25 protein-coding genes are annotated in these 23,360 nt (G+C 62.5%); 21 read left to right on the top strand and 4 right to left on the bottom strand.

Annotated features, from left to right (window positions below; genetic code table 11):
- Positions 1 to 105: 105 nt before the first annotated feature.
- From NKH57_RS14680 to NKH57_RS14660, 5 genes are all read left to right on the top strand, one after another.
- Positions 106 to 666: a F0F1 ATP synthase subunit delta gene (locus NKH57_RS14680; protein ID WP_352945042.1), complete on the top strand. Its 561-nt coding sequence runs from the start codon at positions 106 to 108 to the stop codon at positions 664 to 666.
- Complete coding sequence (gene atpA / locus NKH57_RS14675; protein WP_023762495.1) at positions 666 to 2,195, top strand: F0F1 ATP synthase subunit alpha; 1,530 nt, start codon at positions 666 to 668, stop codon at positions 2,193 to 2,195. Before NKH57_RS14680 ends, atpA begins: the two co-directional genes overlap by 1 nt.
- 46 nt (positions 2,196 to 2,241) lie before the next feature.
- On the top strand, positions 2,242 to 3,126 hold the full coding sequence (locus NKH57_RS14670) for a F0F1 ATP synthase subunit gamma (RefSeq protein ID WP_352945040.1): 885 nt from the start codon (positions 2,242 to 2,244) through the stop codon (positions 3,124 to 3,126).
- Between the two features lie 69 nt (positions 3,127 to 3,195).
- Positions 3,196 to 4,752, top strand: a complete 1,557-nt coding sequence (gene atpD / locus NKH57_RS14665) for a F0F1 ATP synthase subunit beta (protein ID WP_352945038.1) — start codon at positions 3,196 to 3,198, stop codon at positions 4,750 to 4,752.
- Positions 4,753 to 4,850: 98 nt separating this feature from the next.
- Positions 4,851 to 5,258, top strand: coding sequence for a F0F1 ATP synthase subunit epsilon (locus tag NKH57_RS14660; RefSeq protein WP_352731983.1), 408 nt, complete (start codon positions 4,851 to 4,853; stop codon positions 5,256 to 5,258).
- A gap of 53 nt (positions 5,259 to 5,311) precedes the next feature.
- On the opposite strand, the gene NKH57_RS14655 is transcribed toward NKH57_RS14660, so the two are convergent.
- On the bottom strand, positions 5,312 to 6,832 hold the full coding sequence (locus NKH57_RS14655) for a mannitol dehydrogenase family protein (protein WP_352945036.1): 1,521 nt from the start codon (positions 6,830 to 6,832) through the stop codon (positions 5,312 to 5,314).
- A gap of 144 nt (positions 6,833 to 6,976) precedes the next feature.
- On the opposite strand from NKH57_RS14655, the gene uxaC reads away from it, so the two are divergent.
- From uxaC to NKH57_RS14615, 8 genes are all read left to right on the top strand, one after another.
- Entirely contained in the window at positions 6,977 to 8,389 is a 1,413-nt protein-coding gene (uxaC, locus tag NKH57_RS14650) for a glucuronate isomerase (RefSeq protein WP_502907295.1), read from the top strand.
- A gap of 33 nt (positions 8,390 to 8,422) precedes the next feature.
- A complete protein-coding gene (locus tag NKH57_RS14645) occupies positions 8,423 to 9,400 on the top strand; it encodes a TRAP transporter substrate-binding protein (RefSeq protein ID WP_352945034.1) in 978 nt (325 codons plus the stop codon).
- A gap of 59 nt (positions 9,401 to 9,459) precedes the next feature.
- Positions 9,460 to 9,987, top strand: coding sequence for a TRAP transporter small permease (locus NKH57_RS14640; RefSeq protein WP_352945032.1), 528 nt, complete (start codon positions 9,460 to 9,462; stop codon positions 9,985 to 9,987).
- The gene (locus NKH57_RS14635) at positions 9,987 to 11,267 is read left to right on the top strand and encodes a TRAP transporter large permease (RefSeq protein WP_352945030.1); all 1,281 of its coding nucleotides are present in this window, start codon (positions 9,987 to 9,989) and stop codon (positions 11,265 to 11,267) included. The genes NKH57_RS14640 and NKH57_RS14635 overlap by 1 nt, the downstream gene beginning before the upstream one ends.
- A gap of 68 nt (positions 11,268 to 11,335) precedes the next feature.
- Positions 11,336 to 12,112 (top strand): FadR/GntR family transcriptional regulator, encoded by a 777-nt coding sequence (locus NKH57_RS14630; protein ID WP_023762486.1) that lies wholly within the window; start codon positions 11,336 to 11,338, stop codon positions 12,110 to 12,112.
- Between the two features lie 21 nt (positions 12,113 to 12,133).
- The gene (gene kduI / locus NKH57_RS14625; protein ID WP_352832559.1) at positions 12,134 to 12,985 is read left to right on the top strand and encodes a 5-dehydro-4-deoxy-D-glucuronate isomerase; all 852 of its coding nucleotides are present in this window, start codon (positions 12,134 to 12,136) and stop codon (positions 12,983 to 12,985) included.
- Positions 12,982 to 13,746, top strand: a complete 765-nt coding sequence (gene kduD, locus NKH57_RS14620; RefSeq protein WP_352945027.1) for a 2-dehydro-3-deoxy-D-gluconate 5-dehydrogenase KduD — start codon at positions 12,982 to 12,984, stop codon at positions 13,744 to 13,746. Before kduI ends, kduD begins: the two co-directional genes overlap by 4 nt.
- A gap of 12 nt (positions 13,747 to 13,758) precedes the next feature.
- Positions 13,759 to 14,094, top strand: a complete 336-nt coding sequence (locus NKH57_RS14615) for a cupin domain-containing protein (protein ID WP_352731972.1) — start codon at positions 13,759 to 13,761, stop codon at positions 14,092 to 14,094.
- Between the two features lie 174 nt (positions 14,095 to 14,268).
- On the opposite strand, the gene NKH57_RS14610 is transcribed toward NKH57_RS14615, so the two are convergent.
- The gene (locus NKH57_RS14610; protein ID WP_352945025.1) at positions 14,269 to 15,690 is read right to left on the bottom strand and encodes a coniferyl aldehyde dehydrogenase; all 1,422 of its coding nucleotides are present in this window, start codon (positions 15,688 to 15,690) and stop codon (positions 14,269 to 14,271) included.
- 356 nt (positions 15,691 to 16,046) lie between these two features.
- On the opposite strand from NKH57_RS14610, the gene NKH57_RS14605 reads away from it, so the two are divergent.
- The gene (locus NKH57_RS14605) at positions 16,047 to 16,808 is read left to right on the top strand and encodes a sulfotransferase family protein (RefSeq protein WP_352832605.1); all 762 of its coding nucleotides are present in this window, start codon (positions 16,047 to 16,049) and stop codon (positions 16,806 to 16,808) included.
- The gene (recQ, locus tag NKH57_RS14600; protein WP_352832566.1) at positions 16,808 to 18,643 is read left to right on the top strand and encodes a DNA helicase RecQ; all 1,836 of its coding nucleotides are present in this window, start codon (positions 16,808 to 16,810) and stop codon (positions 18,641 to 18,643) included. The genes NKH57_RS14605 and recQ overlap by 1 nt, the downstream gene beginning before the upstream one ends.
- A 368-nt stretch (positions 18,644 to 19,011) precedes the next feature.
- Here recQ and NKH57_RS14595 read toward each other — a convergent pair whose 3' ends face one another.
- On the bottom strand, positions 19,012 to 19,224 hold the full coding sequence (locus NKH57_RS14595) for a hypothetical protein (protein WP_352487311.1): 213 nt from the start codon (positions 19,222 to 19,224) through the stop codon (positions 19,012 to 19,014).
- Positions 19,225 to 19,502: 278 nt separating this feature from the next.
- On the opposite strand from NKH57_RS14595, the gene NKH57_RS14590 reads away from it, so the two are divergent.
- From NKH57_RS14590 to NKH57_RS14565, 6 genes are all read left to right on the top strand, one after another.
- Positions 19,503 to 19,826 (top strand): hypothetical protein, encoded by a 324-nt coding sequence (locus NKH57_RS14590; RefSeq protein WP_084025720.1) that lies wholly within the window; start codon positions 19,503 to 19,505, stop codon positions 19,824 to 19,826.
- 257 nt (positions 19,827 to 20,083) lie between these two features.
- Positions 20,084 to 20,362, top strand: a complete 279-nt coding sequence (locus NKH57_RS14585; RefSeq protein WP_023758552.1) for a hypothetical protein — start codon at positions 20,084 to 20,086, stop codon at positions 20,360 to 20,362.
- Positions 20,322 to 20,648, top strand: a complete 327-nt coding sequence (locus NKH57_RS14580) for an NAD/NADP octopine/nopaline dehydrogenase family protein (RefSeq protein ID WP_352945022.1) — start codon at positions 20,322 to 20,324, stop codon at positions 20,646 to 20,648. The genes NKH57_RS14585 and NKH57_RS14580 overlap by 41 nt, the downstream gene beginning before the upstream one ends.
- The gene (locus tag NKH57_RS14575) at positions 20,645 to 20,779 is read left to right on the top strand and encodes a hypothetical protein (protein WP_280948946.1); all 135 of its coding nucleotides are present in this window, start codon (positions 20,645 to 20,647) and stop codon (positions 20,777 to 20,779) included. Before NKH57_RS14580 ends, NKH57_RS14575 begins: the two co-directional genes overlap by 4 nt.
- 71 nt (positions 20,780 to 20,850) lie before the next feature.
- Positions 20,851 to 21,132: a metal-sensing transcriptional repressor gene (locus NKH57_RS14570; RefSeq protein WP_023758556.1), complete on the top strand. Its 282-nt coding sequence runs from the start codon at positions 20,851 to 20,853 to the stop codon at positions 21,130 to 21,132.
- Positions 21,133 to 21,140: 8 nt separating this feature from the next.
- On the top strand, positions 21,141 to 22,478 hold the full coding sequence (locus tag NKH57_RS14565; RefSeq protein ID WP_352945019.1) for a cation diffusion facilitator family transporter: 1,338 nt from the start codon (positions 21,141 to 21,143) through the stop codon (positions 22,476 to 22,478).
- A 43-nt stretch (positions 22,479 to 22,521) separates the two neighbouring features.
- Here the strand turns inward: NKH57_RS14565 and NKH57_RS14560 are convergent.
- Positions 22,522 to 23,360, bottom strand: an 839-nt coding sequence (locus NKH57_RS14560; protein WP_352945017.1) for a sulfite exporter TauE/SafE family protein, incomplete at its 5' end; no start/stop codon positions are given.

The raw sequence follows: 23,360 nt of genomic DNA, 5'->3' as shown, positions 1-23,360 counted from the left end.
GCCGCGCCTCCGTGCTCGAAAAAATGCAGTAAGGTCAAAGATTTAGCCAGAGTTTTTGCTCGCGCCAACAATCTACGGCCTGTCAGACAAGAGAAAAGACGGTCCGTGGCTCAATCGTCATCGCCAATCTCAGGTGTCGCAGAACGCTATGCGGGTTCGCTGTTCGAACTCGCCCTGCAGGCAAATTCCGTCGCCAAGGTCGAAGCCGACCTCAACAGCTTCGAAGCCATGCTGGCAGGCAGCGCCGATCTTACCAGGCTGATCAACAGCCCGGTGTTTTCCAGCGAGGATCAGGCCAAGGCCATCGCGGCGATCGCCGACAAGGCCGGGATTGCCGGCCTCACCGGCAATTTCCTGCGTGTCGTCGCCCGCAACCGCCGGCTGTTCGCCATTCCCGGCATGATCAGGGCGTTCCGCCAGATATCAGCCGAACATCGTGGCGAGACTGCTGCCGAAGTGACTTCAGCACATGAGCTGACGGCAGCCCAGCAGACCGAACTCAAGGCCGCGCTGAAGAGCGTTGCCGGCAAGGACGTGGCCATCTCCGTCACCGTCGATCCGTCGCTGCTTGGCGGGCTGGTGATCAAGATGGGCTCGCGCCAGATCGATACGTCGCTCAAAACCAAACTCAATTCGCTCAAGCTTGCACTGAAAGAGGTCGGCTGATGGACATCCGCGCCGCGGAAATTTCCGCAATTCTGAAAGACCAGATCAAGAATTTCGGCAAGGAGGCCGAGGTCTCCGAAGTTGGACAGGTGCTGTCCGTCGGTGACGGTATCGCCCGTGTCTACGGCCTCGACAATGTCCAGGCCGGCGAGATGGTCGAATTCCCGGGCGGTATCCGCGGCATGGCGCTCAACCTCGAGGCCGATAATGTCGGCGTCGTCATCTTCGGCGCCGACCGCGACATCAAGGAAGGCGACATCGTCAAGCGCACCGGTGCCATCGTCGACGTTCCCGTCGGCCCCGGCCTGCTCGGCCGCGTCGTCGACGCGCTCGGCAATCCGATCGACGGCAAGGGCCCGATCAAGGCAGTCGAGCGCAAGCGCGTCGACGTCAAGGCGCCCGGCATCATCCCGCGCAAATCGGTGAACGAGCCGATGTCGACCGGCCTCAAGGCCATCGATGCGCTGATCCCGGTCGGCCGCGGCCAGCGCGAGCTGGTCATCGGCGACCGCCAGACCGGCAAGACCGCTATCATCCTCGACACCATGCTCAACCAGAAGTCGGTGCACGACAACGGCCCCGAGAAGGAAAAGCTCTACTGCGTCTACGTCGCCGTCGGCCAGAAGCGATCGACCGTCGCGCAGTTCGTCAAGGTGCTGGAAGAGCGCGGCGCGCTCGAATATTCGATCATCATCGCCGCTACCGCTTCCGATCCGGCGCCGATGCAGTTCCTGGCGCCATTCGCCGGCGCCACCATGGGCGAGTACTTCCGCGACAACGGCATGCATGCGCTGATCAGCTATGACGATCTGTCGAAGCAGGCCGTCGCCTATCGCCAGATGTCGCTGCTGCTGCGCCGCCCGCCGGGCCGCGAAGCCTATCCCGGCGACGTCTTCTACCTGCATTCGCGCCTGCTCGAGCGGGCCGCCAAGCTCAACGACGATCTGGGCGGCGGTTCGCTGACCGCATTGCCGATTATCGAAACGCAGGCCAACGACGTGTCGGCCTACATCCCGACCAACGTGATCTCGATCACCGACGGCCAGATCTTCCTCGAAACCAACCTGTTCTTCCAGGGCATCCGTCCTGCCGTGAACGTCGGCCTGTCGGTCAGCCGCGTCGGCTCGGCCGCGCAGATCAAGGCGATGAAGCAGGTTGCCGGGTCGATCAAGGGCGAGCTTGCGCAGTATCGCGAAATGGCGGCCTTCGCGCAGTTCGGCTCGGATCTCGATGCCGCCACGCAACGCCTGCTCAACCGTGGGTCGCGCCTGACCGAACTCCTCAAGCAGCCGCAGTTTTCGCCGCTGAAGACGGAAGAGCAGGTCGCGGTGATCTTCGCCGGCGTCAATGGTTATCTCGACAAACTGCCGGTCAATCAGGTCGGCAAGTTCGAGCATGGCCTGCTCAGCCACATGCGTGCAGCCGGCAAGGACATTCTCGACGCCATCCGCAAGGAAAAGGCGCTGTCGGACGATCTGCGCGCCAAGCTGAAGGCCGAGATCGACGCTTTCGCCAAGACCTTCGCCTGAGCGAAGCGCCAGTCGGGATGAGACAAGACGGGATCAGGTTTGAAGCATGCCTTCATTAAAAGACCTTCGTAACCGCATCGCCTCGGTCAAGGCGACGCAGAAGATCACCAAGGCGATGCAGATGGTCGCCGCGGCGAAGCTGCGCCGCGCGCAAGAGGCCGCGGAAGCGGCGCGCCCCTATTCGGAGCGCATGGGTTCCGTGCTGGCCAACATCACCCAGGCAATCGGCGGCGGCGGCGATGCCCCGGCGCTGATGACCGGCACTGGCAAGGATGACGTGCATCTGCTCGTCGTCTGCACTGCTGAGCGCGGCCTGTGCGGCGGCTTCAATTCGCAGATCGCCCGTCACGCGCGAGACCATATCCGCAAGCTGCTGGCCGACGGCAAGCACGTCAAGATCATCTGCGTCGGCAAGAAAGGTTTCGACATCCTGCGCCGCGACTATGCGTCGCTGATCATCGACCGCGTCGATCTGCGCGAGGTCAAGACGCTTGGTTTCGTCAACGCCGATGCTATCGCCAAGAAGGTCATCCAGCTCTTCAACGAGGGCAGCTTCGACATCTGCACGCTGTTCTATTCGCAGTTCAAGTCGGTGATCAGCCAGATTCCGACAGCGCAGCAGATCATTCCGGCGGGCGTTGCTTCGGCTCAGGCGGAAGTGACGGATGGCGGAAACGCCGTCTATGAATACGAACCGGAGCCGAGCGAAATTCTCTCCGACCTAATTCCGCGCAACATCTCGGTGCAGGTTTTCCGGGCGCTGCTCGAAAACGCGGCCGGCGAAATGGGCGCCAAGATGAGCGCCATGGACAATGCGACGCGCAACGCCGGCGAGATGATCAACAAGCTGTCGATCACCTACAACCGCCAGCGGCAGGCGCAGATCACCAAGGAACTGATCGAAATCATTTCGGGCGCCGAGGCGCTCTAGGCGCGGTTCGCGGGTTTTCGCCCGCGACCGGACCGCGTGAGAAACAAAGGACGAAAAAGGGTAAAGACGATGGCGAAAGCAGCGACCCCCCAGAAGGCAGCTCCGAAGGCAGCAGCCGCGAAGACCGCAGCCCCCGCGAAGGCGGCGGCCAAGGCTCCAGCAGCGAAGGCAACTCCGGCCAACACGGCCGCCGTGGCGAGCAAGGCAACCGGCGTTGTAGGCAAGGTTCGCCAGGTCATCGGCGCCGTTGTCGACGTGCAGTTCGGCGATCACCTGCCGGCGATCCTGAACGCGCTCGAGACGACCAATGTCGGCAACCGCCTCGTGCTCGAAGTTGCCCAGCATCTGGGTGAAAACACCGTGCGCTGCATTGCCATGGACTCGACCGAAGGTCTGGTTCGCGGCCAGGACGTGCGTGACACCGGCGCGCCGATCACCGTGCCGGTCGGCCCGGGCATGCTCGGCCGCATCATCAATGTCATCGGCGAGCCGGTCGACGAAGAAGGCCCGGTCGACGCGATCGAAATGCGCTCCATCCACCAGCCGGCTCCGACCTATGTCGAGCAGTCGACGGAAGCACAGATCCTGATCACCGGGATCAAGGTGCTCGACCTGCTGGCTCCCTACGCTAAGGGCGGCAAGATTGGCCTGTTCGGCGGCGCCGGCGTCGGCAAGACCGTGCTGATCCAGGAACTGATCAACAACATCGCCAAGGCGCATGGCGGCTACTCGGTGTTCGCCGGCGTCGGCGAGCGCACCCGCGAAGGCAACGATCTCTATCACGAGTTCATCGAATCCGGCGTCAACAAGAAGGGCGGCGGCGAAGGCTCCAAGGCCGCACTCGTCTACGGCCAGATGAACGAGCCGCCGGGCGCGCGTGCCCGCGTCGGCCTGACCGGCCTGACTGTTGCCGAATATTTCCGTGACCAGGGCCAGGACGTGCTGTTCTTCGTCGACAACATCTTCCGCTTTACGCAGGCGGGTTCGGAAGTGTCGGCTCTGCTCGGCCGTATCCCGTCGGCGGTCGGCTATCAGCCGACGCTCGCCACCGACATGGGCGCGCTGCAGGAACGCATCACCACCACCACCAAGGGTTCGATCACCTCGGTGCAGGCCATCTACGTGCCCGCCGACGACTTGACCGATCCGGCGCCAGCGACCTCGTTCGCTCACCTTGATGCGACGACGACGCTGAACCGCGCCATCGCCGAAAAGGGCATCTACCCGGCCGTCGATCCGCTCGATTCGACCTCGCGCATGCTCGACCCGCTGGTCGTCGGAGAAGAGCACTATGGCGTCGCGCGCCAGGTGCAGTCGATCCTCCAGCGCTACAAGTCGCTGCAGGACATCATCGCCATCCTGGGCATGGATGAGCTGTCGGAAGAGGACAAGCAGACCGTGGCTCGCGCCCGAAAGATCGAGCGCTTCCTGTCGCAGCCCTTCTTCGTCGCCGAAGTGTTCACCGGCGCGCCGGGCAAGCTGGTCGACCTCGCCGACACCATCAAGGGCTTCAAGGGCCTCTGCAACGGCGACTACGATCACCTCCCGGAAGCTGCTTTCTACATGGTAGGCGGCATCGAGGAAGCGGTCGAGAAGGCACAGCGCCTGGCGGCTGAAGCGGCGTAATCAAGCGAATAGCGAATAGGGAGTAGCGAATAGGGAATATGGGCCGGCGAATTCTTCTGACTACTCGCTACTCGCTATTCGCTATTCGCTAAATTGACATGGCTGAAGCTTTCAAGTTCGAACTGGTCTCGCCGGAGCGTCTGCTTGTTTCCGCCGAGGTTGAATCCGTCGTCATTCCGGGCGCCGAAGGCGAGATGACCGTGATGGCGCATCACGCTCCGGTCATGACCACGATCAAGCCGGGTGTCGTCACTGTGAAGACCGCGGCGGGCGGCGAAGAACGCTATGTGGTGTTCGGCGGCTTCGCCGACATCGTTCCGGCCGGCTGCACGCTGCTGGCGGAATCGGCTGTCGCGGTGAAGGATGTCGACCGCGCCGATCTCGCGCGCCGCATCCAGGAAGCCAGGGAAGACGCCGCCGACGCCAAGGACGACCAGGTGCGAAGCAAGGCTGAACAGTTCCTTAGCCAGCTCACCACGCTGGAAGCTGCCATCTTGCCAGCCTAAAGTCTGCTTCAGACGATTGATCGAAAAGCGGGGCCTTGCCTCGCTTTTTTTTGTTAGATGCCCAATGCAGCGAAAGCAGCAGCCGGTCCGCCACGGCGTAACTGTTCGAGATGGGCGGTCGTGAGATCCATCACATTTGCGTGCCCGGACTCCTCCTTGGCAAAGCCAGCCAGATCAAAAACCGACACGACGGTTTCCGCGGCCGACAGGCGCTTGTCGCCGATTGCCGTCAACGCCGCGTCAAGCGGATCGGTGAAATGGCTCTCCGGCAAGGTCTTGCCGCGTGCTTCGCAGGCCGCGATCCAGGCGGCGATCGCCAGTGTCAGGTGTTCGGGCACAGCGCCGGCTTCGATGCTCTCCAGGGCGGAAGCGACGATGCGCTGCGGCAATTTCTGGCTGCCGTCATTGGCGATCTGCGCCGTGCGATGGGCAAGAGCGGTGTTCGAAAACCGCTCGGTCAGTTCAGCCGTATAACTCGCCGTGTCGAGCCCGGCATTTCTAGGCAATGTCGGCACGGCCTCGGCCCAGAGCGCATCGACAAAGGCTCGGATCGCCGGATCGGCGAAGGCGCGATCGACGGTGGCATGGCCGTTGAGCAGGCCGAGGTAGGCGATCGCCGAATGCGATCCGTTGAGCAGGCGTAGCTTCATGTCTTCGAACGGCCTGACGTCGTCGACCATGGTGACGCCGAACTGTTGCCAGGCCGGCCGGCCGCCTGGGAAATTGTCTTCGATCACCCATTGGCAGAAAGGCTCGGTCATGACGGGCCATGCATCTTCGACGCCAAGCTCGACAGCGATTCGCGCCCGGTCGGCATCGGTGGTCGCGGGTACGATGCGGTCGACCATGCTCGACGGAAAGGCGACCGCATCGGCGATGTGTTTGGCGAGTGTGGCATCGCCCTTCGCGCCGAGCCTGGCATCTCGCATTTCGGCGAATTCAATCAGCAGCCGGTGCAGCGTGGCCCCGTTGGCCGGCAGGTTGTCGCAGCACAGCACGGTGAAGGGCGGCGTGCCGGCGGCGCGTCGCCGGGCAAGCGCCTTGGCCAGAAAACCATGCGCCGTCTTCGGCATGCTCGGATTTGCCAGGTCGTTGACGATATCGGGATGAGCGGCGTCCAATCCACCGCCAGCCGCCCGCAGATAGGCCTTTTCGGTGATCGTCAGCGTGACGATGCGCGTGCGCGGATCGGTCAGCGCGGCCAGCACCGCGCTTGGGTCTTCCGGCGCCACCAGCATCGAGGCGATCGAGCCGATGACCTGAAGCTTTTCGGTTCCACTGCTTCTGATTGCCAGCGTATAGAGCCCATCCTGCGGCATGAGCGCGTCGCGCGTGTCGGCGCTGCGCAGCGACACGCCGACGATGCCCCAGCCTGTCTCGCCGGCCGCCAGGCAATCATCGACATAAGCCGCCTGATGGGCGCGATGGAAGGCGCCGACACCGAGATGCACGATGCCCGGGACGACGTGGCTGCGATCATACGAAGGTGTCACGACCGAAGCCGGCAATGTCCCCGCCGTTATCGATGAAAGGCGTTTTGGCGTCGTGGCGCGGCTGGTCTGTTCGGATGGCATGAATCGCCCTCGGGGAGTGGTCGGCAAGCGGCGTAACATCCAGACTTCTGCCACACAATGGGACCGAAAGTCATCATACAACAAGCGAGTTTTTGTATGTTGACATTATTTCTTGTCGACCCTACCAAATAGCCGCCTGGGAGGATGATCGTGGCACTGACCAATGCGGATTTGCTGTTTCCCGCCGAGGCGCATTCACGCTCGATCGCCCGCGATCTCTATGCCGGGATCAAGGATCTGCCCCTGGTCAGCCCGCATGGTCATACCGATCCGCGCTGGTACGCGCTGAACGAGCCGTTCCCGGATCCGGCGCAATTGCTCATCGTGCCGGACCACTACATCTTCCGCATGCTGTTCAGCCAGGGGGTTCGCCTCGAGGATCTCGGCGTGGCGACGCTCGACGGCGCGCCGGTGGAGACCGACGGCCGGACGATCTGGCGGCGCTTTGCCAAGCACTGTTATCTGTTTCGCGGCACGCCGACCCGGCTGTGGCTCGATCATGTGCTCGCCGATCTGTTCGGCATCGGCGAACCGCTGAACGCGGCGACCGCCGACAGCCACTACGACACCATCGCAACGCTGCTGCAGTGGGAGAATTTCCGCCCGCGCGCGCTGTTCGAGCGCTTCAACATCGAGGTCATCGCGACGACTGAGGGTGCGCTCGACGATCTCAAATGGCACCAGATGATCCGCGACAGTGGCTGGCAGGGCCGCGTCGTGACGGCTTACCGGCCCGATGCCGTCGTCGATCCAGATTTCGAGGGGTTTTCAACCAATCTCGACCGGCTCGGCGAAATCACCGGCTGCGACACCGGCAACTGGACCGGCTATCTCGATGCGCACCGCCAGCGGCGCGCCTTCTTCAAGAGTTTTGGCGCGACCTCGTCCGATCACGGCCATCCAACGGCGGAGACCGCCAATCTCTCCGAAGCGGCGGCCGAGGAGCTGTTCAATCGGATTCGCCGCGGTTCCGACGACGAGCGCGAGCGGAAACTGTTCCGCGCCCAGATGCTGACCGAGATGGCCAAGATAAGCCTCGACGACGGGCTTGTGCTGCAGATCCATCCCGGTTCCTGGCGCAACCATTCGACGGCCGTTTTCCAAAGATTCGGTCGCGACAAGGGTTTCGATATCCCGACCCGGACCGACTATGTGACGGCGCTGAAACCGTTGCTCGACTGCGTCGGGCTGGAACGCGACCTCACGATCATCCTCTTCACGCTCGACGAGACCAGCTACGCGCGCGAACTGGCGCCGCTTGCCGGCGTCTATCCGGCGCTGAAGCTAGGGCCGGCCTGGTGGTTTCACGACAGCCCGGAAGGCATGCGGCGCTTCCGCGAGATGACCACCGAGACGGCCGGCTTCTACAACACCGTCGGCTTCAACGACGACACCCGCGCCTTCCCATCCATTCCGGCGCGTCACGATGTGGCGCGCCGGGTCGACTGCGCGTTCCTCGCGCGTCTCGTCGCCGAGCACAGGCTGCGCGAGGACGAGGCGCATGAGCTGGCGCGGGAGCTTGCCTACACGCTTGCGAAGAAGGCGTACCGGCTCTGAGCCGGGCGCTACGATCTTAAAAGGGAGGAAGTCATGTTGCATTTTTCGAAATTGACGGCGGCCACATTTGCCTTCGGCTCGCTGCTGGTCGGCATTGCCAATGCCGACACCGTGCTGAGGTCATCGGATACCCATCCCGACGGCTATCCGACCGTCGAGGCGGTCAAATACATGGGCGACCTGATCAAGCAGCGCACCAATGGCCGCTATTCGGTCGAGGTCTACCATTCGGCGCAACTCGGAGAGGAAAAAGACACGATCGAGCAGACCCAGGCCGGCGTCATCGACCTCAACCGCGTCTCGATGGGACCGTTCAACGGCGTCGTGCCGGAAACGGCGGTTCCGTCCCTGCCGTACATGTTCCGGTCGGTCGACCATATGCGTCATGTGATGGATGGGCCGATCGGGGATGAGATCCTGAAGGCTTTCGAGGCGCATGACCTCGTCGGCCTCGCCTTCTACGATTCCGGCGCCCGCTCCTTCTACAACACCAAGAAGGACATCACTTCGATGGCCGACATGAAGGGCATGAAATTCCGTGTCATCCAGTCCGATGTGTTCGTCGACATGGTCAACGCGTTGGGCGCCAATGCCACGCCGATGGCCTATGGCGAGGTCTATTCGGCTCTGCAGACCGGTGTCATCGACGGCGCCGAGAACAACTGGCCGAGCTTCGAATCCGCCAAGCACTATGAGGTTGCCAAGCATTACACCATGGACCAGCACCAGATCGTTCCGGAAGTGCTGGTGATGTCGAAGGCGAGCTGGGACAAACTCGCGCCGGAAGACCAGGCGATCGTCCGGCAAGCGGCAAAAGACAGCGTCGTCAAGATGCGCGAATTGTGGGACGCGCAGGAGAAGAAGTCGCACGACATCGTCGAGAAGGCCGGCGTCAAGGTCAGCGAGATCGACAAACAGCCGCTGATCGATGCGATGAAGCCGGTCTACGACAAGTATCTGTCGACGCCCGAGTTGAAAGACCTCGCGTCGCGTATCCAGGCAACCAAGTAAATTCGTTCGTGGCTAATGATGGCGCGTTGTCCGCGCCATCATTAGGGGGAGGCGCGCATATGAAACCATTTTGGCTCGCAATAGAGCGGCTGCTGTCAGGATTGGCGAGGCTTGCGCTGTGGGTCAGCGGCATCGGGCTGACCCTGATGACGGTGATCATCTTCTGGCAGGTATTTTCGCGCTATATCCTCAACAGTTCGCCAAGCTGGACGGAACCCTTCTCGGTGCTTTTGATGGGTTGGTTCATCTTCCTGGGTGCAGCGGTCGGTGTTCGCGAGCGCACCCATCTGGGTTTCGATGTGTTGCTCTATTTCCTGCCGACCGCCGCCAAGGCGGTGCTGCGCAGCATTTCGGATATCGTCGTGCTCGCCTTCGGCGCCGGCATGATCGTCTACGGCGTCCAGCTTGCCAGGCTGACCTGGAACACGGTGATGCCGTCTCTCGCTTTCCCGGGCGGCGTCGGTTTCCTGCCGGTCGTCCTGGGCGGCGCGCTTGTCTGCCTGTTTTCGCTTGAGCGGCTGGCCGGGCGGTTTGCAGGACTGCCGGTCGATGCCGATCAGTACGCCACGGGCGAGGAGGGTCTGTGATGGCACTGACGGTTCTGTTCGGCACCTTCGTCTTCCTGCTGGTCATCGGCACACCGATCGCGTTCTGCCTCGGCGTCGCCAGCTTCGCGACGGTGCTGGTGCTGGACCTGCCGCCGCTCGTGGTGTTTCAGCGTCTGAACTCCGGCGTCAGCGTTTTTTCGCTGATGGCCATCCCGTTCTTCATCTTCGCCGGCGACCTGATGGTGCGTGGCGGTATCGCAGCCAGGCTGGTGGCGCTGGCCGGTTCCCTGGTCGGTCACCTGCGTGGCGGGCTGGGGCAGGTCAACATCGCTGCCTCGACCATGTTCGGCGGCATTTCCGGCTCGGCCGTGGCCGATGCTTCGGCGGTCGGCGGGCTGATGATCCCGCAGATGAAGGCGCGCGGCTATGGCATCGACTATGCCGTCAACATCACCTCCGTCGGCGCCATCATTGCGCTGCTGATCCCGCCCTCGCACAACATGATCATCTATTCAATCTCTGCCGGCGGGCGCATCTCGATCGCCGACCTGTTCACCGCGGGCGTCATACCCGGCCTGCTGCTGGCGCTGTCTCTGATGATCACCGCCTATTGGGTCGCCAGCCGTCGCGGCTATCCGACCGAGCCGTTCGCGGGTTTCGGCCGCGCATTGCAACTGCTTGTCGCCGCGATTCCAGGCCTGGTCCTGATCGGCATTATCTTCGGCGGCGTCCGCTCCGGCATCTTCACGGCCACTGAAAGCTCGTGCATCGCCATCGTCTACGCTTTCCTGGTGACGCTTGTCATTTACCGCTCGATGAGCTGGAACGACTTCGTCGCCGCCACAACGGCGGCCGTGCGCACGACGGCAATGGTGCTGATGATCATCGGCTGTGCTGCCGCCTTCGGCTGGTTGCTGGCCTATCTCAGGGTCCCCGCTGCGCTCGTCGCCTTCCTGCAGTCCGTGTCCGACAACAAGCTGGTCATCCTGCTGATGATCAATGTGGTGCTGCTTATCCTCGGCACGTTCATGGATATGTCGCCACTGATCATCATCACCACGCCGATCTTCCTGCCCGTGGTGATGGCCTATGGCGTAGACCCCGTGCATTTCGGCGTCATCCTGATCCTCAATCTCGGCATCGGCCTGTGCACGCCACCAGTGGGGGCGGTGCTGTTCGTCAGTTGCGCCATCGGACGGATCCCGATCTGGACGGCGATGCGCTCGATCTGGCCGTTCTACGGCGCGGCCTTCGTCGTGTTGATGCTTGTCACCTACATACCGGAGATCTCATTGTGGCTGCCGAGCCTGTTCCACTAGAGTTTTGACGCAATTCCGGACGGAAGACCGTTTCACGCTTTTCCGGGATTGCTTAAGGAGACCACCACGTGTCCGCTGCCGCAACCGACCTCAAGGTCGAGAGAAAACCCAAACTGTCGGAAACCGTCGTCGCGGCGATCCGCAGGCAGCTGCAGGCGGGCGAGATTCAGCCTGGCCACAAATTGCCGACCGAGGGCCAGCTGACCGAGACCTTCGGCGTCAGCCGCACCGTTATCCGCGAAGCCCTGGCCAAGCTTGCCGCCGATGGGCTGGTCGAGCCGCGCCAGGGCGCCGGCGTCTTCGTCACCGAGCACATCTCAACGATGTTCGGCGCGCTGGCCGCCGACATGGGCAGCAAGGATTCGATCGCGCTCAACGTGCTCGAAGTGCGGCTTGCGATCGAGATCGAATCGGCCGGGATCGCCGCCATCCGCCGCAACGCCGCGCAGGAGGCGGCGATCCAGGAAGCGTTCTTCGAGTTCGAGCGGCTGCTGCTCGCCAGCGAGCCGACCGGCCCGGCCGACCTCGCCTTCCACCGCGCGATCGCCAGCGCCACCAACAACCCGTTCTATGTCGAGATGCTCGACGTGCTCGGCCGGCGTGCCATTCCGTGCGACGTGACTTCTCCCTGGTCGACCGAGCTTGTGCAGTCCGACAGCTACCAGCGCGGGCTGCAGCGCGAGCATCTGGTGATCCTCAACGCCATTACATCGGGCGATGCCGAGGCCGCGCGTGAGGCCATGCGGAAACACCTCACCGCCAGCCAGCAGCGCTATCGTGAGCGCCTGCATGCGCGTCAGGCTTTCTACACCGACTCGGTCAAAGCCGCCGCTAGCGGCGAATAATCATCTCAAATCAGGACTATAATGAGCCAGAGCCATACCGACTTCACCTCACGATTTGCCATCGATCCGGTCGCCGCCGCGGCGATGGGGACCGATGAGCTGCGTCACAATTTCCACATTGACGGCCTGTTCCAGCCCGGCCGCATCAGCCTGACCTACACCCATTACGACCGCATGATCGTCGGCGGCGCCGTGCCGACCGGCTTGCCGCTTCAACTGGAAGCGATCAAGCCGACTGGCACCAAGAACTTCCTCGACCGCCGCGAGCTGATCGCCGTCAACATCGGTGGGGCAGGCGTCATCGAGGCCGGCGGCCAGTCCTTTGAATTGCAGGCGCGCGACATGCTCTATCTCGGCATGGGAACAGCCGACGTGTCGTTCGCGTCGGCGGACAAGGGTGTGCCGGCAAAATTCTATCTGCTCAGCGCGCCGGCGCATCACGCCTGGCCCAGCCGGCTGATCCGCATCGGCGATGCCAAGCGCCTCGATCTCGGCAGCAAGGATGCCTGCAACGAACGCTCGATCTTCCAGTTCATCCATGCCGAGGGTGCAAAGACCTGCCAGCTGGTGGTCGGCATGACGCAGCTGGCGCCGGGCTCGGTGTGGAACACCATGCCGTGCCATGTGCATGACCGGCGCATGGAGGCCTATCTCTATTTCGACCTGGCCGAGACGGCGCGCGTCTTCCACTTTATGGGCGAGCCGGACGAGACACGCCATCTGGTGATGCGCAACGAGGAAGCGGTGCTGTCGCCGGGCTGGTCGATCCATTCGGGCGCGGGCACCTCCAATTACGCTTTCATCTGGGCGATGGCCGGGGACAATGTCGACTATACCGATGTCGATCCGGTAAGCTTGGACGATCTGCGGTGAGCGACCTCTCCGCCTTCAGCCTTGCCGGAAAGCGCATCCTGGTGACCGGCGCCAACACCGGCATCGGCCAGGGCATCGCGGTGTCGATCGCACGCGCCGGCGGCGTGGTGATCGGCGTCGGCCGCTCGTCGATGGACGATACGGCAAGCAGGGTCGCCGCGATGGGCGGGCAATTCGAGGCGGTGAGTGCTGACCTTGCCGATACGTCGGCAGCGGGTCCGTTGCTCGACCGTATCTGGGAGGAAAGCGGTCCGCTCGACGGATTGGTCAACAATGCCGGCATCATCCGCCGCGCCGATGCCGTCGATCTCAGCGAGACCGATTGGGACGACGTCATGGACGTCAATCTGAAGACGGCTTTCTTGCTCTGCCAGTCCTTTGCCAGGCGTGTCCTGGCCGGCAGGCGCCAGGGAAAGATCGTCAACATTGCCTCGGTGCTGAGTTTCCAGGGTGGCATCCGGGTCGCGTCCTATACCGCCTCGAAGCATGGCGTGCTCGGTATTACCCGGCTGCTCGCCTGCGAATGGGCGCGAAAGGGCATCAACGTCAACGCCATCGCGCCGGGCTATATCGAGACCAACAACACGCAGGCGCTGCGCGCCGATCCCGACCGCAGCGCCGCCATCCTGGCGCGCATACCGGCCGGCCGCTGGGGCGAAGCGGCAGACATTGGCGATGCCGCCGTGTTCCTGCTGGCGCCGGCGTCGAACTACATGCATGGCGCGGTGGTGCCGGTGGATGGCGGCTGGCTGGCGCGATGAGGAGAGAAGAAGATGACCGCAAAGATTTTCGCGCATGCCGGCGAGGGCGCGTGGACGGCGACGCCGGACGGCAACAGGCGGCGCGTTCTCCTGCACACCGATGAATTGATGATGGTCGAATTCGGCTTCGACAAGGGTGGCGTCGGCGCCCTGCATTCGCACCCGCATGTGCAGGCAAGCTACGTCGCCGAGGGTCGCTTCGAGGTGACCATCGACGGCCGGACCGAAACCATTGCGGCCGGCGGCAGTTTCATCGTGCCCTCCGGTCTGGTGCACGGCGTCAAGGCGCTCGAAGCGGGGCGGCTGGTCGACAGCTTTACGCCGCATCGGGCCGATTTCCTCGCTTAACGGTGGGAGATCGAGGAGGGAAGACCCGCGCCCCTGAAGAGGCGCGGGTTGTTGCCTGGGCGCTTGTGGCGCCGCGGTACTCAAGACATGACCGCAGGATGCGGAAGCTGCCGCATGATGGTGAAGATAGTCTTAATGCGCGGATGGTCGTGATGGCTGGGCGGCTGCATTCGGTCAGGTGATGTGCCGGAGCAGGCTGAAAAGCCGCTCGAACGTCTTGCCGTAGGGCGGGCGCAGCAAGGCCCCGGCGCTCAGGCGGGATTGATGGAAAACCGGCTTCTCCTTGCTGAAGGTGCGGAAGCCCCATTCGCCGTGATAGGCGCCCATGCCGCTGGCGCCGACGCCGCCGAAAGGCTGGTTCTCCTGCACCAGATGCAGCATGCAGTCGTTGATGGTGACGCCGCCGGCGACCGTCTCATGCAGGATGCGTCGACGATTGCCGCTGTCGCGGCCGAACCAGTAAAGCGCAAGCGGCCGGTCCGCCCGGTTCACATGGCCGATCGCCTCGTCGATCCCGTCATATTCGACGATCGGCAGCACCGGCCCGAAAATCTCTTCGCGCATCAACCGCAGGTTTGCACCGGCGTTGCGGACCAGGGTTGGCTGCAATTTCCGGCTTGTGGCACCAAGTTCCTCTCCGGCCGGGTTGATCTCGGTGACTTCGGCGCCGGCATCGCGCGCCTCGACGATCATGTCGCGCAGGCGCTTGTGGTGCCGGTCGCTGATAATGGCGGTATAATCGGGGTTGTCGCGCAAGGTCGGGTAGAGCTTCGCGATCGCCATTGCGAGCTTGGCAGCGATCGTTTCTGCCTGTCCCTTCGGCACCAGCAGATAGTCGGGTGCGATGCAGGTCTGCCCGGCATTCAATAGCTTGCCATAGGCGACGCTGGATACCGCCGCGTCGAGATAGCATGACGGATCGAAGATCGCCGGCGACTTGCCGCCGAGTTCGAGCGTAACCGGGGTCAGGTTGGCGGCCGCCGCGATCGCGACCTGGCGTCCGACCGATGTCGAGCCGGTGAACAGCAAATGATCGAAAGGCATCGATACGAACGCCTTTCCCATCTCGGCATCGCCGGTGATGACGCTGAGCTCATCGGGCGCGAAATGCTCTGCAACGAGTTCGGCCAGCAGCGCCGAAAATGCCGGCGTCAGTTCGGAAGGTTTTATGAGCACGCGGTTACCGGCGGCAAGGGCGCCGGTCACCGGCGCAACAGCGAGCTGGAAGGGGTAGTTCCAGGGCGATACGATGCCGACGACACCGAGCGGCTGCGCGATGAGGCGATTTCGGCCCGGGAGGAACGGCATGGTGGTGGCAACGCGACGTTCGCGCATCCAGCCGCTGAGATGGGAAAGCGCGTGGCGGATGCCGGCGCGCACGACAAACAATTCCGCAAGCCGCGTCTCGTGAGCGGAACGGCCGCCGAAGTCGGCGTCGATCGCCGCGCAGACCTCGGCCTCATGCCGCGCGGTCAGCGCCAGCAGGCGCTTCAGGCGATCCTTGCGGACGCCAATTTCGGGAAAGGGCTGCGTCTCGAAGGCGGCTCGCTGCAACCGGAATCGCTCGCCGAGAACATCCTGTCTGGTCTGCAGCATCGCGCCCTCCCTGGCTTGCCGGGCCGAGCTTACATCGCAGTGCGTGAGGGAACCAGCGGGGTGCGGGTGCCCTTGGGGAAGGCCCGCCCTTGCTCGATGCCGCCGATCGGTTGGCCTGTTATACTGACCTGTTCCTGTTGTGGTCCGATGCCTGCTGGGCTAAGGCAAGGTGCCCATGCGGAGAGTCGTTTTGACCGGTTTCCACATCCTCTCCAATTCACGAAATGTCGGCTCGGTGTCTGCCTGATGCAAGCGCGGGCGACGAGCATCTTGGCCGTGGACCCCAAGCGGCAGGTTTTGCACTGGGTGGCGCTGATGCAAGATCGGGTCGCCGTATTGTGCAAGCGGAATTGCGGATGAAGGGCGCTCACAGGCTTGAGGTTGCGTTCGGTGCGGCCACGCGGAGGGTCGTGCGGGAGTTTCAGCGGCTGGTACCGCTGTCCCTGAAACGGCGCATGCAAACACGCACATACGCACGCGCGACGCCGGCCAACAGAATTTTCATCTCGGGCTGTGCGCGCAGCGGGACGACACTGACACAGCGGCTGATGAGGTGTTTCGAGGACACTTTCGTCCATCCGCCTGAAGCGCGATACACAATCCTGGACATGCTGGACCGGCCGGAATCCAACCTCGTCGTCAAGCGCGATGCGCGCAGCTTTGCGCATTTGGCGAAGTTGCCTGCGTCCATTGGCTTGATTTACTGCGTGCGCCACCCATTCGACACGCTGACAAGTTCGCATCCGCAAACACGCAACGAGCGTCGGTTCCACGTCACGCCGCATCGCTGGCTGGCCGAATACGATGCGCTGATAAAGCTGAAGAAGGCACAGCCGCACAGGCAGATACTTTTTGTCCGCTACGAAGACATGGTCGGCGCGCCCGATGCCATGCAGGAGAGGATCGCGCAGTCGTTCGGGCTGACGCCGCGGGTTCGCTTCAGCGAGGATCTGGACAATCCGATTCGGGTGACATCATTGAGAAAATGGGAAAGCAGTGAAGAATTGCGGACCTATCTCAGGGGCCTGTCGCCGGCATTTCTCGCCCGCGTCGGGCGCTTCTGTGCCGAGTTCGGGTACGACATGGCGGTAAGCGCGCCGACCACGGACGCTCCGTGATGCAGGCGGCTGTCATCGCGACAGAAGAGCAGGATCCCAAGCGGCGCGTCCTGAAGGACGTGTTCGGCTTCGATGATTTTCGCCCCGGCCAGGCCGATGTCATGGATGCGCTGCTGGCCGGGCGGCATGTGATGGCTGTCATGCCGACGGGCGCCGGAAAATCGCTCTGCTACCAGGTGCCGGCGCTGGTTCTGGGCGGGCTCACCATTGTCGTCTCGCCGCTGGTGGCGTTGATGCAGGATCAGGTCGCCGCCTTGCGCCTTGCCGGCGTGGCGGCGGACACGATCAACTCCTCGATCGACCGCGACGCCAATATCGCCGCCTGGCGACGCGTCGCTTCGGGCCAGACGCGCCTGCTCTACCTCGCGCCGGAGCGGCTGATGACCGAGCGGATGCTCGACGCGCTGGCCAGGCTCGATATCAGCCTGATCGCCGTCGACGAGGCGCACTGCATCTCGCAATGGGGCCCGGCGTTCCGGCGCGAGTATGAGGACCTGTCGCGGCTGCGCGGCATTTTCCCCAATGTGCCGATCATCGCGCTGACCGCGACCGCCGACGAGAGCACGCGCACCGACATCGAAGCCCGGCTGTTCGCCGAGCGTGTCGAAACCCTGGTGCTGGGCTTCGACCGGCCGAATATCAAGCTTGCCATCGAGGCCAAGCAGGATAGCAAGCGCCAGTTGCTGCGCTTCGTCGAGCGTCATCCCGGCCGCAGCGGCATCGTCTACTGCCTGTCGCGCAAGAAGACAGAAGAGATGGCAGCCTTCCTCGAAAAGAACGGCGTCACCGCGCTCGCCTATCATGCCGGCATGAGCAAGGAGGCGCGTGATGCGAATCAAAACGCTTTCATGACTTTGTCCGGTGTCGTCATGGTGGCGACCATCGCCTTCGGCATGGGCATCGACAAGCCTGACGTCGCCTATGTCTTCCACACAGATATGCCGGGCAGCCTGGAGGCCTACTACCAGGAGATCGGCCGCGCCGGCCGCGACGGGCGGGATGCGGAAGCGCATATGCTGTTCGGCCTTGGCGACATCCGTATGCGGCGGCTGTTCATCGACGACGAGGATGCCGCCGTCGAGCACAAAAGGCGTTCGCATCGCCGGCTCGACACGCTGATCGGCTATTGCGAGACGGCGCAGTGCCGCCGCCAGGTGCTGCTGGGCTATTTCGGGGAGGAAGCGCAGCCTTGCGGCAATTGCGACACCTGTCTCGACCAGGCGCCGCGCGCCGATGGCGGAGCGGAAGCACGGACCATCCTGGCGGCCATCGCACAGAGCGGCGAACGTTTCGGTGCCGGCCATGTCATCGACATTCTGCTCGGTCATGAAACCGAGAAGGTGCTGGCCAGGAACCACCAGAGGCTCGCCAGCTTCGGCAGCGGGCTGGCGCACAAGAAGGATTTCTGGCTGTCGCTGATCCGGCAGCTCGCCGCGGGCGGTTTCCTGGAGCCGGATCCGAGCGGCCATGGTGGTCTCGCCATCGCCGAAAAGGGCCATGCACTCGGTCGTGGCGAGATGCCGTTCCACTATCGTGTAGAGGTGCGCAGCCGCGCCTTGCGCAAGATGCGAGCGGCCGAGGGTATGAACGCGGAAGGCGTGGATGCATCTCTGCTGGCCACGCTCAAATCCTTGCGCCTGCGCCTGGCCAAAGAGCGCCAGGTGCCTGCCTATGTCGTATTTTCCGATCGCACGCTGATCGACATGGCCGAGCGCCGCCCGCGCGATCTCGACGCTTTCGCCGAAGTGAATGGCGTGGGCGCGGCAAAGCTGAAGGAGTTCGGGCAGGTTTTCTTGAGCGTGATTGCGGGGCATCAATTCGATGGCTCGGCCTGAGGATTGCGAGACTGGTCTGCTCGACGACAGGACGGTCGCCACGCAGCAGATGGGGCGCCCGTCATTGCGCCACCCTAGTAGCGGGCGCTCATCATTGGATGCCTCGTGAGATGATCGCGAACACGTTTGCGACGCTTCTCCTGATCTGCTTTGTTGCCGTTGTGCTCTTCCTTTCGGAAAACCACTGTGGCCCGAACAACAGGTCCGGATGGTGATAATCGTGGCGGTTGATAGGATGACCACGACGGCGATCTGAGCAAAGCGACGCCGAAACCAGAGCCGCGTCTTGGTTTCGCAGATCGCAGATCGTTAGACTCGTCGCAACGCGCGGACGCATTGCCGATCACAGCGGCGGGCGCTTCTGGCCGTTAGGTCCGGTTGGCATAGGCGCGTTGCGCCTGTGCGCTCTTGCAGAGCTGATCCAATTTGTCGCGGATCCGATCGTTATCAAGCAATAGCTTGGCGCGTGGGAACCCTCTTTTGCGAAGCTCCCATTCGATGACCTGCCACCCTTCGTAGTCGCCGGATTCCACAAGTTTCCCGGCCTCGCGCCACATACGCGCGTCACGCTCTCGGGACACGGCTTTTCTCCCATGCTCTTGCGCCGAGCATACAGGAGGTCGGACTGATACGCGAAATGCCTATCGCGTTCCGTCAAATTACGGGCTCGCGCCCACTCTTTGACGAGCTCTCGGTAGTGCGCAATTTGAATTTAAGTCAGCATTTTGGTTTCGGCATGCGCGTCCCACTAACGTTTCCATTCCCTACTGATCAAGACTTGAAACCCGCTATCCTAAGCCTTTTGGAGCAATGTTATTTTTTGCAATGCAAGACTAGGGTAGCTTAAAGGAGTGCTGAAATGGCAACCGAAAGCACAGGGCAAAACAAGCAGGTTCCGGAGGCCAAAGCGCGCCGCGACTTTCTGAAGAAGGCTGGCCGTTTCGCGGCCGTGACGCCGCCAGCCATAACACTTCTGCTCGGCACAAGTTTGAACTCTGAGGCGGTGGCCAAATCAAGTGGATCACGTCCCGGTAAAGGATCAGGTGACAAGAATCACGTTCACGTAGGCTCCTCCAATAGCGGCTATAAGTTCGGGCGAGGTCAGTCCGACAACCAGCGCGGCGGATCCGACAATGCCGGTGGCGGTGCCCACGGGGGCTCAAGGTCCGGCGATCCCAACTAAACGCGCCGGGATAGCGAACCACACTGCGATCATGTCTGCTTTCCTTTCCCATCTGGGGCATCATTCCTAGGCGGCTGTGTTACAGTGCCGCCATAGCAAGGCCCGTCGCTCACCCTCAACAGCGGCGGGCTTTTTTGTAGGCACGATCTACAAATTCATCATGCAGGGGTTGGGCTAATGGAACGCGCTGGGAACCGAGTTCAGTGATCCACGTTTCCCCAAAGGTCATGCTGAATGACCTAACGACGGAGGAAACAATGAACATGAAAATGCTCACAATGGGCGCGATGGCGCTTGCGATGATGGCGGGCGCCGCAGCTGCTGGCAACACATCCGCACTCGACGATCCGGCAAAGATGTCACCGTTCTTCACGGACGCCGGGATGAAAACGTTGAGGACTGAAAAGGATTTCAAGACCGCATGGATGGCCATGAAGCCCGATGAACAGAAGGCGGTGTTGAAAGACTGCGGCGATACCACGCTTAACAAGTCGCATGCAGAATTCTGCGCGATGGCGAAGAAGATGGGCAGCTAGGCCGACCGTCGAAGGCGGGCACCGGGTCCGCCTTCGAGTTGACAGCGGAACGAAAACCGCATCCGGGGCCATATCAATGCGGCTTTACATTCCCAAGATAGGAATATCGTTTCACGTCCCTATGGGCAACGTTTCGGAAATGAACCAGGAGATGGATCGCCAAGGCCGCGGCGGCTTGGGCCCGTCAACTATCGAAAGTCGCTATGTTCTGGAGGACGTTCCTTTCGGGCTGCTGCCGACGGAACTCTTGGGGAAGATCAGCGGAAACCAAGCAAATCCTTCATGAGGCTGGAAATCAACATATTCTCGGCCGCTTATGGTCGCGATCTCAAAGGAGACAATAATATCCTTCCAGCACTCGGCATCGAAGGACTGGCAAAAGCTGATATTGAAAACCTTTGCCGTAAAGGATTTTGACGAGACAAAGGGCTGCGATCAAGGCCTTCTGAGGCTTGTTACATCCCCTCCAGGAGGATAGTATCCGTCGCATGAGCGGCCAATCCCACATCCACGAAACCCATCCCGATATCGTCAAGCGCCTGAAAAGGGCCGATGGACATCTCAAGGGCGTCATCGACATGATCGAAGCGGGCCGGCCCTGCCTCGACCTCGCCCAGCAGCTTCATGCTGTCGAGAAGGCCATCTCGCAAGCCAAGAAGACCCTGATCCAGGATCATCTCAACCATTGCCTTGAAGACGTCGTCGGGCCCTTGGCGCGCGAGCAGCGCCGCTCGATCGACGAGTTCAAGGATATTACCAAGTACCTGTGAGTAACGTCATGCTTGGTAGAGTGCGGGACTGGTTCGGCTTCGGCCCTATGACAGAGGGCTTCAGCGGCCACGGACATGACCACGGTGATGGTCGCCATGGCCACACCCATGGCGTCATCGACCCGACGATCGCCACGACGACGCGCGGCATCTGGGCGATCAAATGGTCATTCGTCGTTCTGGCCATCACGGCAGCGCTCCAGCTTGTGGTCGTGTTCCTCTCCGGCAGCGTGGCGCTGCTGGCCGACATGATCCACAATGTCGGCGACGCGGTTACTGCCATTCCGCTGTGGATCGCCTTCGTGCTGGCCCGCCGCAAACCGAGCAAGACGTTCACCTACGGACTGGGCCGGGTCGAGGATCTGGCTGGGATCGTCATCGTTCTCATCATCCTGTTCAGCGCCATCGTCGCCGGCTACGAGGCGATCGACAGGCTGATCAAGCCGCGTCCCATCGCATTTCTCGGATGGGTCGCCATCGCCGGCCTCATAGGGTTCATCGGCAATGAAGCGGTCGCCGTATTTCGTATCCGCGTCGGGCGAGAGATCAACAGCGCAGCCCTGATCGCGGACGGCTATCATGCCCGCACCGACGGCTTCACCAGCCTGGCGGTCGTGCTCGGCGCTATCGGCGTCTGGCTGGGCTTTCCGCTTGCCGATCCGATCATCGGGCTGCTGATCACCGTGGCGATTTTCGCCATCGTCTGGCAGTCGTCGAAAGCCGTGTTGACGCGCATGCTCGACGGAGTCGAACCCGGCGTCATCGACGAAATCCATCATGCCGCCGAACACGTGTCGGGCATCGGGCGCGTTGAAGGCGTGCAGGCACGCTGGATCGGACATCGCCTGCACGCCGACGTCGCCATCAGTATTCCGCATGGGGCGACGGCCAATGACGTGCTGGGCGTAACCGAAGCCCTCAAGGAGGAGTTGTTCGCCCACTTGCCGGCGTTGGCGGAAGCCAATGTCGGCCTGGTGAGCCCAGCCGGGCTGGCGGCCACTGGCGCGGAAACCTCTGGTGCTCACCATCATGCGCCGGAGCCCTTCAAGGTCGCCTGCGATCTGGCTGCTGGCACGTTAGAGATCGTCGATACACCGGCTGGCGAGCGGATGCGGCTGACGATCGACCGGCATGCCGACGATCTGACGGCGACGGTATTCATCGACCGGTCCGGCGGGCCAGAAACGATTCGCCTCGAACCTGTCGGCGACAACCATCACCGCCTTGAGAGCACCGTAGCTCCTGCCGAGCCGCATGAGTTCCAGGCAAGTCTGGTGCTGATTGCGAAAGATCGCGAACAGGTGCTGCGGTTCAAGATGGTCGAGCCCGAAGGTCACCATCATTAGGTCGACTGGCGGAACCGGGCGAAGCTTCTCCAACCTGAGCCGGTTAGGGCGCGGCCGCGCGCCAGGCCTGCACAACGAAGCTGTGCTGGTTCCAGATCATCAGCGCTCCACTCACAGCCATGAGCGCGACCACCAGGCGGCGGAACTGTTGTCCACTCAGGTGTTCGAGCCAGGGCTTGGCCAGCAGATTGGCAAGCGCGGCGCCCAAACCCGCGGCTATGCCGTATATAGCCGCCTGACCACCGAGCGCGCCGAGTCCGGTGAATACCGCGATCTTCACGACATCGGTCACAAACGAGTTCACGGATTTCGTGGCGACCAACGTCTCCTTCTCCGAACCGTAGTTCAGATAAAGCGAATTCAGGACGGGTCCCACAGTGCCCATCAGCGCCGACAACAGGGCGACGATCAGGCCGGCCGGGAGAAACCACCAGCGGCGGGCGCGGTAGCTCCGCTCGCGCGCGCCGCCGCGAAATTCCCAGACTGCACTGATCAGATAGATGCCTATGAGTATCTGGAGCCATTCCGCCCGACTGTTGGCGAAGAGCCAGGAGCCCGCCGCGGCACCGGCGATGGCGCCGGGCAGGTACCAACGGACCAGGCTCCAATCGATGTCGCGCCGAAAGGCCAGGGCGCGGACGGGATTGCCGATGAGCTCTGTCAAGGTGATGACCGGCGCAACCGCCGCGCTGCCTGTGATGAAAGCCACTGCGGGGATCAGCAACAGACCCCCGCCTCCGGCCGAGAGGGTGTTCAGTGTCCAGGTGAGGAACCCCGCCAACGCCAGGAGGCTTAGTCTAGTGCCCGTCCATAAACGGTAAGCTGCTGAAATTACTGGAGGAATCACCAAATTTCCGCAGGAAAGGCCCGACGGTTTCAGGT

This window comes from Mesorhizobium sp. M1050 (assembly GCF_040318715.1).
Lineage (GTDB): Bacteria > Pseudomonadota > Alphaproteobacteria > Rhizobiales > Rhizobiaceae > Mesorhizobium.
This window is presented reverse-complemented; position numbering and strand designations above follow the sequence as displayed.